Origin of the sequence: Paraburkholderia fungorum (genome assembly GCF_046026025.1) — a bacterium.
In the GTDB taxonomy this organism is placed as follows: domain Bacteria; phylum Pseudomonadota; class Gammaproteobacteria; order Burkholderiales; family Burkholderiaceae; genus Paraburkholderia; species Paraburkholderia fungorum_E.
This window is the reverse complement of sequence record NZ_JAQQFL010000034.1, coordinates 91,273-103,458: the sequence shown is the minus strand read 5'-3', so window position 1 is coordinate 103,458 and position 12,186 is coordinate 91,273. Positions and strand designations below refer to the sequence as shown.

General features: G+C 63.2%; 9 protein-coding genes. 5 read left to right on the top strand and 4 right to left on the bottom strand.

All coding sequences use genetic code 11. From position 1 onward, the window contains the following. Window positions 1–148 precede the first annotated feature (148 nt). From fliD to PQR67_RS30015, 5 genes are all read left to right on the top strand, one after another. Window positions 149–1,663 (top strand): flagellar filament capping protein FliD, encoded by a 1,515-nt coding sequence (gene fliD, locus PQR67_RS30035; RefSeq protein WP_408466449.1) that lies wholly within the window; start codon window positions 149–151, stop codon window positions 1,661–1,663. 18 nt (window positions 1,664–1,681) lie between these two features. Next, entirely contained in the window at window positions 1,682–1,981 is a 300-nt protein-coding gene (locus tag PQR67_RS30030; protein ID WP_408466448.1) for a flagellar protein FliT, read from the top strand. 299 nt (window positions 1,982–2,280) lie between these two features. Then, window positions 2,281–4,650 carry a tetratricopeptide repeat protein gene (locus tag PQR67_RS30025; protein WP_408466447.1) on the top strand — a complete coding sequence of 790 codons (2,370 nt, stop codon included), beginning with the start codon at window positions 2,281–2,283 and terminating at the stop codon, window positions 4,648–4,650. A gap of 46 nt (window positions 4,651–4,696) precedes the next feature. Beyond that, complete coding sequence (vioA, locus tag PQR67_RS30020) at window positions 4,697–5,845, top strand: dTDP-4-amino-4,6-dideoxy-D-glucose aminotransferase VioA (RefSeq protein WP_408466446.1); 1,149 nt, start codon at window positions 4,697–4,699, stop codon at window positions 5,843–5,845. Between the two features lie 32 nt (window positions 5,846–5,877). Continuing rightward, the gene (locus PQR67_RS30015; RefSeq protein ID WP_408466445.1) at window positions 5,878–6,552 is read left to right on the top strand and encodes an acetyltransferase; all 675 of its coding nucleotides are present in this window, start codon (window positions 5,878–5,880) and stop codon (window positions 6,550–6,552) included. Between the two features lie 21 nt (window positions 6,553–6,573). Here the strand turns inward: PQR67_RS30015 and PQR67_RS30010 are convergent, their stop codons facing one another. The 4 genes from PQR67_RS30010 to PQR67_RS29995 all read right to left on the bottom strand — a co-directional run bounded on the left by PQR67_RS30010 (window position 6,574) and on the right by PQR67_RS29995 (window position 12,150). Further along, window positions 6,574–8,958, bottom strand: coding sequence for a carbohydrate-binding family V/XII (locus tag PQR67_RS30010; RefSeq protein ID WP_408466444.1), 2,385 nt, complete (start codon window positions 8,956–8,958; stop codon window positions 6,574–6,576). Window positions 8,959–9,089: 131 nt separating this feature from the next. After that, window positions 9,090–9,818, bottom strand: coding sequence for an LbetaH domain-containing protein (locus tag PQR67_RS30005; protein WP_408466443.1), 729 nt, complete (start codon window positions 9,816–9,818; stop codon window positions 9,090–9,092). Between the two features lie 166 nt (window positions 9,819–9,984). Beyond that, complete coding sequence (locus PQR67_RS30000) at window positions 9,985–11,145, bottom strand: BamA/TamA family outer membrane protein (RefSeq protein WP_408466442.1); 1,161 nt, start codon at window positions 11,143–11,145, stop codon at window positions 9,985–9,987. 36 nt (window positions 11,146–11,181) lie between these two features. After that, window positions 11,182–12,150, bottom strand: a complete 969-nt coding sequence (locus PQR67_RS29995; RefSeq protein ID WP_408466441.1) for a SphA family protein — start codon at window positions 12,148–12,150, stop codon at window positions 11,182–11,184. Window positions 12,151–12,186: the final 36 nt, after the last annotated feature.

Here is a 12,186-nt window from a genome sequence, read left to right as displayed (position 1 = left end):
GGGGGGGGGCCCCCCCCCCCCCCCCGCCCCCCCCCTCGCCGGGTTACAGACAACGGGAGGCTCGCCTCCCGCTGTGCATTCCGATCATGAAGTGATGTAGCATCGCGCACCACCCAATACAGATTCCCAGACGCCCGGAGCCTCTGCAATGTCCTCGATCTCGACCACGTCTTCCGCGGCATCGACCGCCGCTGCCAATGCCGCGCTGCAATCGGCCGCGCAATCGATCATCAGCGGCTCGACCGGCAACTCGTCAATGGACGTGGGAACGCTCGTCACGGCACTCGTGAACGCGAAGACCGCGGGACAAGCCGCGGCTCTGACGGCGCAACAAACCACCGACAACACCCAGGTGTCCGCATACGGCGCGTTGACCGCCGCGCTGGACGCGCTGCAGTCGGGCATCGCCGGCCTTGCCAGCGGCTCCACGCTGTCGACCTTCTCCGCCACCGCGAGCGGCACGGGACTGACCGCCACCGCGGGTACCGGCGCCGTGGCCGGCAGCTACTCGGTCGGCGTCACGCAGATCGCCAGCTCACAGGCCTTGTCCTCGGCAGCCTTTGGCGCCACGACGCAGCTGGGCACCGGCACGATGACGATCTCGATCGGCAGCCAGTCGATGAATATCAACGTCGACAGCACGAACAACACGCTCTCCGGCATCGCTGCCGCGATCAACTCCGGCACCGGCAACCCGGGCGTGACGGCGACCATCGTGACCGGCTCGGACGGCGCCCACCTCGTGCTGCGCGCGGCGAATACCGGCGCGGCCAACGTCATCAACATCACGACCAACGCCACCACCGACAACGGCCTGTCGAGCCTCGGCGTGACCTCGACCGCGAGCACCACGGGCGGTCAATCGACGTTCACGTCGGCAAATTCGAGCAACGCCTGGACGCAAAGCTCGGTTGCCCAGGACGCGGAATTCACGATTGGCGGGATCGCCGCCAGCAGCTCGACCAACTCGGTGACCAGCGCCATTTCCGGCGTCACACTGAATCTGTCCGCTGCGTCCGCGGGCTCGACGCAGACGCTGACCGTCGCGGCGGACACCACGGCGGAAAGCACCGCGATCAACAACTTCGTCAGCCTCTACAACACCGTCGTCACGACGATGTCGACGCTCACGTCGTTCAACTCCTCGTCTTCGTCGCAAGGTCCGCTGCTGGGCGACTCGACACTGCAGACGATCCAGAACACGCTGGCCACGATCGTCGGGGGCGCGGTCGGCTCGGGCACGACGGGCAGCACGCTGGCGGCAATCGGCATTACGCTGAAGGACGACCCGGCCGACGGCACCATGGTGATCAACAACACGACGTTGAGCACCGCGCTGACGGCCAACCCTGCGAGCGTCGCCTCGCTCTTCAACTCCACCAACGGCATTGCCGAGCAGTTGAACAGCAGCATCACCAACTTTACGCAGACCGGCGGCCTGATCGATACGCGCACCAGCGCGCTGAACACCGACCTGCAGAGCATCACCACGCAGCAAAGCGCGCTTGCCGACTACACCGCCCAACTGACGAGCCAGTATCAGGCGCAGTTCACCGCGCTCGACACGCTGATGGCTACAATGAACAACAATTCGCAGTACCTGACCGCTCTGTTCGGCGGCGCCAACAGCGCCGGTGCGCTGGCGTCCGCCAACAATACCTAAGTCCATGGACCGATCGAAATGAACCAGACCGAACTGATCGAACGGCTGCTGTCGATGACCCGGAAAATCGAGCACGCTGCCTCGCTCGCCGACTGGCCGGAAGCGGCCCGCCTGACCGAGGAACGCTCGCCGCTGCTGATGTCGTTGTCCGCGGATCAGGAACCGGCCGCGCTGGAGATGATCCGCCGGATCCAGGCCATCGACGAAGCGCTGCTCGCCGACGCGGAAACCACCCAGAACGAACTGCACGTCGAGTTCGAAGCGGCGATGGGACGCACCAAGGCCGCCGGCGAATATCAACGGATCGCCCGGCTGTAAGCAGGCTCGAGATCAGGTGCGACCGCTCCCGGCCGCACCGCCCAGGCCGAACCGCGGGACCCGCCCTCAGGAGGGCGCCGCAGCACCGGCCTGCAGTACCGAATAATAAGAACTACGCGCTGAAGTGAGGCGCGCTCGTTCCCTCGGCCCGCCTCGTGCGGGCTTTTTTCTTGCCGTTCGGCGCTTCCGCCGCCCCGCCCCATACGGCAAACAGGCGGCCTTTTCACCGTCATCTCCGCGCATCGGAAAGGCCCGCCCGGTCGCACAATTTCCGTCATAGACCATTCTGCGCTGAGACCATGACTCTCCTCCACGAGCAGCCGACGGCTGAACCCTTGACGCCCGAGCAACAGCTCGAGCAAGACATCGCTCTGGTTTTGCAGACCGCGCTGGCTCACCACCACAAGGAAGAGTTCGACGACGCCGAAGCGCTGTATAAGGCGATCCTCGACGCCAGGCCCGGCCACGCCGACGTGCAGTACAACCTCGGCGTGCTGTACGTGCAGCGCAGTCGTCCTGCGGACGCCTTGCCTCACCTGGAAGCCGCGCTCGGCGGCGCGCCGAACAACGGGCAATTCTGGGTTGCTTACATCAACGCATTGATCGACGCGGACCAGATCCAGGCGGCCTGGCTGGCGCTGGAAATGGGTCAGCAAAGGGGCTTGAAGGGGCCGGCAGTCGACGGACTGATTACGCGGATGGCACACGGCGGTGTCGGGTACGCCACCGCCGCTGTCGCGCCTGTCGCGGCGTCGCCGGAACCCTCTTTGACGGTAGTGATTTCGACAGATCGGAACACCCCGGACGCCACCACGGCAGCACTCGATACGCGCCGCCCCACCCCACAGGAAATACACCGCTTCAACACGCTCTTCACCAAGGGCCACATACCGGATGCCATCAAGCTCGGACGAAGCCTGACGGAACGATTTCCGACGAACGGCCTCGCATGGCGCTGCCTCGGTATCGCGCTTCATAAAGCCGCCCTATACAGCGATGCCGCGGAGCCCCTGCGAAACGCCATAAAGTTTGGTAGCGACGATGCCGACGCCCGGAAGGCGCTGGCCGACTTGCTGCGCTTGCTTGGCCACTTTCCCGGTGCAGAAGCCGAGTGCAGAAAACTGCTTGAACTGCATCCAGACCATTCAGAAGGCCATCGTATCCTTGGCATGGTGCTCGCGAGCCTGGGCCGCACCGCCGAAGGGATTGCCGCGTGCCGTCGGGCAACCGAACTCACGCCCGATTACTCCGAGTCACATAGCACGCTGGGCGTCGTGCTGCTTAACGCGGGCGTCACGGACGAGGCCGAACTGTGCTTTCGCCGCTCGCTCGAGCTTGATCCCAAAATCGGACCGACGCGCAGCAATTTGCTCTTCTGCATCGCGCACAACCCTCACATCTCCGCGGAGCAAATCTACGCCGAGCATCGCGAATTTGCCCGGATTCATGAAGCATCGCTGCGCTTGCCGAAGCCGCGTCATACCAATAGCCGTGCGCCCGATCGCCAGTTGAAAATCGGCATCGTCTCCGGTGACTTGTTCCGGCACGCAGTCGCCTCCTACCTGCTGCCGATCATGGAACCGCTCGCGAAAGACGAGAGCCTGCAGCTCCATGTCTACTACAACCATGTGCACGAGGACGACTACACGCAGTGGTTGCGCGACCAGGCCCACCAATGGACCATGACCACCGGCATGTCGGACGAGCAATTCGTCGACAAGGTTCGCGCCGATAAAATCGATATCCTGATCGACCTGAGCGGGCACACCGGCCGCAATCGGCTGGAGGCGTTCGCGCGCAAGCCCGCGCCGATTCAGGCCAGCTGGATCGGCTATCCGGCGACGACCGGTCTCGACGCGATGGACTACTACCTCAGCGACCGCTTCTTTACGCCGTTCGGCGACATCGAGCAGCAGTTCTCCGAGAAGCTCGTGCACCTGGCCTCCATCGGACCGTTCCAGCCGGACCGGAATGCGCCGCCGGTCAACATCCTGCCGGCCATGCATAACGGCTACGTCACGTTCGGCAGCTTCAACCGGCTGAACAAGTTGCGTCCCGACGTGATCGCCGTGTGGGCGAGACTGCTTCGCGAATTGCCCACGTCCCGAATGGTGCTCGGTTCGATGAACGGCGACGAAGGCGATGAGAACCTCATTAGCTGGTTCGTCAACGAAGGTATCTCACGAGACCGCCTGACGTTCCGTCCGCGTACCCGCGTCGAGGTCTACCTGCAACAGCACTTTCAGGTCGACATCTGTCTCGACACCTTCCCCTACACCGGTTCGACGACCGTTCTGAACTCGTTGTGGATGGGCGTACCCACGCTGACGATCGCCGGCAAGACCATGGCAAGCCGGGCCGCGACGGCATGGCTCGCCCATTCGGGTCTCGACGCGTTCGCGGCCGAAGATGCGGACGACTTCGTGGCCAAAGGGGTCAAGCTGGCCTCCGACATCCCCGCGCTCGCCAGCATTCGCACGGCGTTGCGGGAGCGCTGCATGGAGTCGCCGCCGTTCCGGCCGGAGCTTGTCGCGGAGAGCCTTTCGCGCGCATTTCGCACGATGTGGCAGCGCTGGTCCGCCGGCCTCGCGCCCGCCGCCTTCAGCGCGGACGATCCGCAAGCACAAGCCGATGGCAAGTCCGGCGGCAACCCGGTTCACACCGCATAACCGCCGTCGATCGTGACCCGAACTAAAAAACAGTAGCGAGGAAACCATGGGCTCAAGCGCTCCTCTTCGTGCGATCACGTCACTGGACGACGAACGCATCTATGTAACTCAGCCGCATCTGCCGCCGCTGGCCGAGTTCCTGCCATACCTCGAAAAGATCTGGAACAGCAAAACCCTGACCAACGGGGGGCCGTTCCACCAGCAACTCGAGAAGGCGCTCTGCGAGTATCTGGGCGTGGAGCACCTCGCGCTATTCGCGAACGGCACGCTCGCGCTCGTGACGGCGCTACAGGCGCTGCGCATCAACGGCGAGGTCATTACCACGCCCTATTCGTTCGCCGCCACCGCGCATTCGCTGCTCTGGAACGGCATCAAGCCGGTCTTCGTGGACGTCGACCCGAATACGCTCAATCTGGACCCGGAAAAGATCGAAGCCGCGATCACACCGCAAACGACCGCGATCATGCCGGTGCATTGCTACGGCCATCCGTGCGATGTGAAAGCCATCCAGAAGATCGCCGACAACTACAACCTCAAGGTCATTTACGACGCCGCGCACGCATTCGGCGTGCAGACCGAAGAGGGCAGCGTGTTCAAGCATGGCGATCTGTCGATTGTCAGCTTCCACGCCACCAAGGTCTTCAACACGTTCGAGGGCGGCGCGATCATCTGCCCGGACGCGAAAACCAAGCAGCGCATCGACCATCTGAAGAACTTCGGTTTCGTGGATGAGGTGACGGTCGTGGCGGCCGGCATCAACGGCAAGATGAGCGAAATCAACGCCGCATTCGGGCTTTTGCAACTGCAACACGTCGACCATGCATTGGCCAGGCGCAAGATGATCGACACGCAGTATCGCGAGTTGCTGGCCGACGTACCGGGCATCCGCTGCCTCTCGGATGCCGGCGAAAAAGTCGCGAACTATGCTTACTTTCCGGTTCAGGTCGAAGACAGCTTTCCGATCAGCCGCGACGCACTCTACGAGCGCCTGAAGGAACACGATATCTATGCGCGCCGCTACTTCTACCCGCTGATTTCCGAATTCCCGATGTATCGTGGCCTGCCGTCCTCGAACAAGGACAATCTCAGCGCGGCCAGCGCGGCGTCGAAACGGATTCTGTGTCTGCCGATCTATCCCGATCTGAACCCGGTACACGTTGAACGCATTGTCAGTATCATCGCCGGCATTCAATGAAGTGAGCCCGTCTTAAAAGCGGAACGTGGGCCATGCAAAACATCGTGCTTGTCGGGTCTTCCGGCCACGCCAAAGTCATTATCGACATCGTTGAAAAGCAGGGGTCCTACCGGATCGCCGGGCTCATCGACGCCTTTCGGGCGGTCGGTGAAACGACGCTGGGCTATCCGGTGCTCGGCGGTGAAGCCGATCTGGCGCGCCTCGCTATTGAGCATGACCTGCAGGGCGTCATCGTCGCGATCGGGGACAACTGCGTTCGCGCGAAGGTGGCTGCGCTTGTGGCCGCGCATGTAGCCGATACCTGCCCGCAATTGGCGTTCGTCAGCGTGGTTCACCCTTCGGCCTGCGTCGGCAAGGGGACCCGCATCGGCACCGGCACGGTCATCATGGCGGGCGCGGTGATCAACGCCGATTGCCGCGTGGGCCGCTTCTGCATCGTGAACACGAAGGCCTCGCTCGATCACGATTGCATCATGGAGGATTTTTCGAGCCTGGCGCCCGGCGTGACCACTGGCGGCAATTGCCGCATCGGCAGCCACGCCGCCGTGAGCATTGGTGCTGTGTTGCGCCATGGAATCACGATTGGCGAACACAGCGTGGTGGGCGCCGGATCAATTGTGTTGAAACCGGTCGACGCTTTTTCGGTGGCATACGGGAGTCCCGCGAAAAAAGTCCGGGCTCGCCAGCCGGGCGACAAATACCTTTAGTCGGAATCGGCCGCCACGGCTTCATCGCCTGAACCGCCCGCCCCCGCCTCCAAACCGCCGCTGCGGCTGAAACTGCCCGCTTGCCCGCGCACTCCCGAGATCATGGCCCTGCCTGAGCGAGTCGAGCTTCTGGGTCTGACTCGCGTTCGGCTGCACGGGCTGCCAGCCGTCGGCGCTGTGCTGCTCCCAACCGCCGCCCTGATCGTGCCGGTAGACGTTGCCGTCGCTACCCGCATAGACATTGCCGTTGTTCCAGGCGACGGCCTTGCCCGTGTCCTTGTTTCCCACGATGCCTTTCGTGCCCGCCTGATGATCACCTGAATACGCATTGCCGGTCACGCCGGCCTCGGCCGCGCCATAGCGCCCGGTCTGCGCGTTATAGCCGGCGCGCTGCCGGCCCGCCGCATAATCGCCAGTGGCTTCGTTGCCCGCCACGCCGCCGCGCGCCGCGCCGCTGCGTCCCGTCGAAGGATTGCTGAACGAGCCTTGCCGCCCCGCCGCGAAGTTGCCGTTGTAGGCGTTCTCGACCGCGCCACGGCTCGCCTGGAAGTGGCCGCCGGTATACGGATTGAAGCCGGATGCCGCGGTGCCGGCCCAGCTATTGCCGGTCCAGCCGTTCCAGCCGCTCGCGTGTGTCACGGTGCCCTGCCCCCAGCGACCGTAAATATTCGCCTGATTGACGTTCGCGTATTGCCAGCTCCATGGGCCGCCGCCCCAATACGGCCCCCAGTACGGCGACGCTGCGCCCCACGTGGCGCCGATCGCAAAGCCGAAGGCGAAACCCACCGTGGTGCCGAGCGCGAAGCCCGCGCCGTAGCCGTAGGTGGCCGGATAGCCGTAATAGACCTCGCCGACATAGGGCGGATAGACATAGCCCGTGCCGTACACGACGGTGCCGTCCGCATTGACGACCACGCCCATGTAGCCCGGCGTATAGCCGACCACCACCGTATCGGGCGTCGCCGAATAGACGTGAACGTAGGTCACGTAATGCACGGGCGACGCCGCGGGAATCGTATAGATTGCGGGCGGCACCGTGTCGGCGACGTGCCATGGTCCGCTCGCCGCGCTCGCGGTGAACCAGATACCGTTGGCAACGGCGAAGAATTGCGAAGGCGCGATCTGGATCACCGGCGTGGCCGTATTCACCGCGTACGACAACGACGTGCCCGCGATACCGGCGAACTTCGGCGCGCCGTCATAGACGACCTTCAACGTGGTGGTCTTGCGCGACACGGTTGCTGTCTGCGGGATGGTGGCGGCGATCGCCGCCTCTTTCGCCTGGGGCGTGCCCGGCACGGAGACGAGCGCGTTCGCGTGCGGGTCGTCGGTCGCGATCTTCGAGAAGTCGGCGGGCAGGCTCTTGCCGTCGACGAAGGTCCAGGGTCCGGCGAGACTCGCTGCGCTGAACCAGCGGCCCGACAGCAGCAGGTAGTAGTGACTGTCGCGCGGCTCGACGAAGAGCGCGTGGTCGGCGTTGGTGACAGACAGCAGATTCACGCCCTTCACGGGTTGCAACGCCGGCTTGCCGTTCGTCACCACCAGTTCGGCCGGCTGCGCGGCCACCACCACGTCCGGCGCCTGCGCGGGCTTCTTGCCGTCGGCGGGCAACATTGGATCGGACTTGAGATTGGTTTGCGCTGCGTTCGCCGCGGCAACCAGTTCATGCGACGGCGCCGTGTTCAGATGCCATGGACCGTCGAGCGCGCTCGCCTCGTACCAGTAGCCCGCGGCGTTCAGATGCAGCGTGCCGCTCGCATCCTTGAGCAGCATCGCTCGCGTGTTGATCAGGCGTTGATAGTGCGCGTCGCCAAGCGCGCGCCAGTTCGCGTCGCCGTCGACCAGCACGAGCAACGTGGGACGTTCGGCAAAGATAATGTTGGGGACGTTGTTCTGCACCGCGAGGCCGGGCTCGCTGCCTTCGTGCGTGCTGGCGTAACTGGCCTGCAGTTGTTCGAGCGAAGTGATGAGGCCGTCTTTCGGAATGCGCGCCTGCAAGGCGGCCTTGACGCTGCCGGCAGCGGACGGCGTGGCCGGCATGTCAACCTGGTCGAACACGATATCGAGCAGTTGCACAGTCGCGCTCGTCTTGTCGACTTCGGCCCGCGCGGTGAAATGCGCGACGCCGTAGCTCGGTGTGGCGCCCTTCGCGCCAACCGCGAAAGCCGCCCGGCCCTCGATCCGGTTGCCCTGCCACACTTCCACCTGCGGCTGATACAGCTCGATGCGTTGCTGTGCGCTATCGAAGTCGCGTGGCCAGGCTGTCGGAAGCGGTTGCAACGCGGGCTGCAATGCGGGTTTTACAGCGGCAGCGGCGAGCGCTTGCCCCGGCGTGGCGAGTGTCACCGCAAGCGAGGTGCAGACGCCGGCGAGCAACAGCAGGGATCGTTTCATCGCGATGTTCATGATGCGTCGCTCCATAAGCACTGACGGCGGGATAAACCGGTCACGCTGATCGGCAAGGATGCGATTTCGCTCCTGCTCGCTGTCAGCGTGACCTCCATATCAAGCAATGCCATCCCGCCCGTGCTTACGCATCACATCTTTGCCGCGGCCACTGCCTCGACGGGCCCGCTCTTCGCGCGCAGCAACTCGGTCAGGATTTCCACCGACTGCCCCTCGTCTACCGTCAGGTCAACAAGAAAGCGGTCGTTGTTCTTTTGCATCCACGACATCGGCATGTCCCACCATGCAAGCTCCAGAAGCTTCTCGCGGATACGCTCGGAGAAGCGGAACCGGACGAGGCGTGCGGGGCTGCCCACGTAAATGCCGTAGGGTTCGCTTTTGAAATTAGGCGGCACCACGGTTCTCGCCCCGATCACGCATCCGTTTTCGATGGTGGAACCACCGAGAAACATCGCTTCGTCGCCGATCCACACGTCGTTACGGACGACCGTGTCGCCGTATTGCGGCGGCGGCACATTCCTCAGTCCACTGCCGTAAGCGCTCAGCATCGACGTTGAAATCGTCCGCATGTCGTGCTGCCCATTCAGCAGGAACTTCAATCTCAGCCCGCCCGCGACGAACTTTCCGATCACCAGCTTCTGAAACTCGCCGTCGTACTTGGCGATCGAACCGACGCCGATTCCCGTGCACTTGCCAATCACGAAGGTTCCAACCTTGGCTTCTTCATCCAGCCAGTTGCGAAAGAAGTCATTCGGGATCGTCGAGATCGATCCATCCCGGTATCCAAGCACAATGAAGGTTTTCGAAAAGGGATGCTGGGACTGCACTCCGATAAAGTCGTCTGATGTGGTTACGTTCATGGTGGTCCGCAAAAGGTGGTTCGCATCGCGTCGCCGGCCAGGCCTCAACATTGAGGTCGCGAACGGCGACGATGGCCCAGACAGCATATCGACGGGCGCGATAGCGCACTTCGTCGAATAGGACCACATTTCACGATCACTTCGATCCCTAACCACCTTTCACCAGTCAGCGCCAGGCGCTGCCCACCTGCACGTAAAACGCGTTCTGCCCTGGCCCGTGCGCGACATCGATCCCCATCGACAAACCGAGCTTGCGAGCAATCAGATACCGAAAACCTGTACCGAAGCCGAAGGCCGCGGGTGCATCGGAAAACGAATGCAGATGGCCGTAGGCTTTGCCGACTCCGCCAAAGCCAAGCACCGCCCAGCGCGGCGTGACGTTCCAGCGGATTTCGGCTTCCGCCGTAAGCTGGTTGCTGTCCTGGAACTTCGCATCGGAGACCCCGCGCAGCGACACATACGGTTGCGCAAAAAACGGAATGTTCCCTTGCGAGAAGCCCGTGTCGGCTCGCAGCCCGAGCACCCAGCTCTTCGACAACGGAATCCACTGGTAGCCACGCGCGGTCTGCTCCTGAAAGTTCGTCGAACTGCCAATACCGCCACGCGCGAGATCGGCTTCGAGCTCCGCATACGTGCCGCTCGACGGATAGAACATGTTGTCGCGCGTGTCGTAGTCGATCACCACGCCAGCCTTGGCGACACGCTGATCCTTCTCGAACTGGCGAATCCCTTGCGGAATAACCGGACCGAAACGCGTGCGGGAATCGAAGAAGGTATAGCGCGGGCCGACATACCAATGGCTATTGCCGATCCGGAACAACACCTGCTGCACCACGGCGATACCGTCGAGCTGGTAGGCGCGCGGCTGATTCTGGATGCCGTAGTAGTTCAGATGCAGCCCCACCTCGCCGATCACGCCGAGATAGCGGATGTGGTCGTCGTCCCAGGTGTGGAAGTGCATCAGCCCCGCACCCCAGCTATGCGTACCCGTCGCGAAACCGCCGAGGCCGGTGACATTCGGCGGTGCCTTGGCATCGTCGGGCGCGTCCGCGCTCTTCTTCGGCATCGTGAAATACAGCAAGCCGAGGCCCAGGCCGTAGCCGACCGCAGGCTCGGTGATGAGCGTCGGCACAGGCAATACGCCGCGATGCGTCAGCAGCAGATCGCTCACGTCGAATGCGCCGTCTTCCGGGTCGATGAATTTCGACGCCGCGTGAACGTGGGCCGACGCAAGCAGCAACGCCGCGACCACAACCGGCGCGCACCATCCGCGGCGGCTACCCTTTTCAGCCTCGACGGGCGCGCTCGCGCCGACGGGCCACCGCATATAAAAGGAACGACGGATCGATAGCGGCATGCGCCGTTACTTGAAGGTGGCGCTAATCGACAGTTCCACCGCATTCCCCTTTGGCCGATTGCTGACGTTGAACTCGTTGACCCAACGCAGCGATGCCGACACCGGCGTTTTCTGGACCTGGCCCGACCACGTGACCATCGGCCCGATACCCACGGAATGCCCCTGATTTCCGCCGCTGAGATCGGCCAGACCGCCGCTGTCATGACCGATCTGCTGGATATACCCGCCCACGACGCCCACGCCCCAGCCGCCGAAGCGCTTGAGCGCCAGCAAGTCGAGCACGCTGACCGGCGCGTTGTGATAGTGCGTGTCGCCGTTGGCCGTATAGAACCCGATGCCGTAGTTCACGGACAACTCGATCTCTTCTTTCGGGAATAGCTTCGTATACGCGACGGTCGGTGTGAAGGTCCACGTGTTCTGTCCGGCATTGGCAAGCCGGCTGGAAGAGTAAGCGCCGCTTGGCGCATAGATCTGCACGCTAAGCGCGATGTGGTCGGTTTTGGTCAGGTGATAGCCCGCGACGACCGGCGTGAAAAACAGGTCGGCGAACTGGGTGTTGTGATCATTCGGCAAGCGGCCGTGGAACGACGAGATGTCGGTGTACTGAAACGGCACCCCGAACGAAGACGCAAAATTCCAGCCGCCCACGGTAATGCCCCACGTCTTGACCGCATTGACAATGGTGTACACCGCCGTCACGTCAACGCCCGCGGTAATCTGCCCGGCGATCGGAATAGTCTTGCTCGCGCCTAGCGAGCCTTCGTAATAGATCGTGGTGGCCGAGACGATCCAGTCATCGGTAGGCGGCACGACGCCGGCGTATGGCGTGACCTGCATGCCGGTGATCGGCCTGCCAATACCTCCTTCAGTCGCCCACCCTTGCTGGGAAACCGCGAGGCCGGCGGTAGTCAGAAGCGCACCCGCGCACAACCTGGCGAGTGACCGGTTTTCGAACAAACGACCAGGGCGACTCATAGTCATCCTCACGAAAAAAGATTTCCACATGCTCGG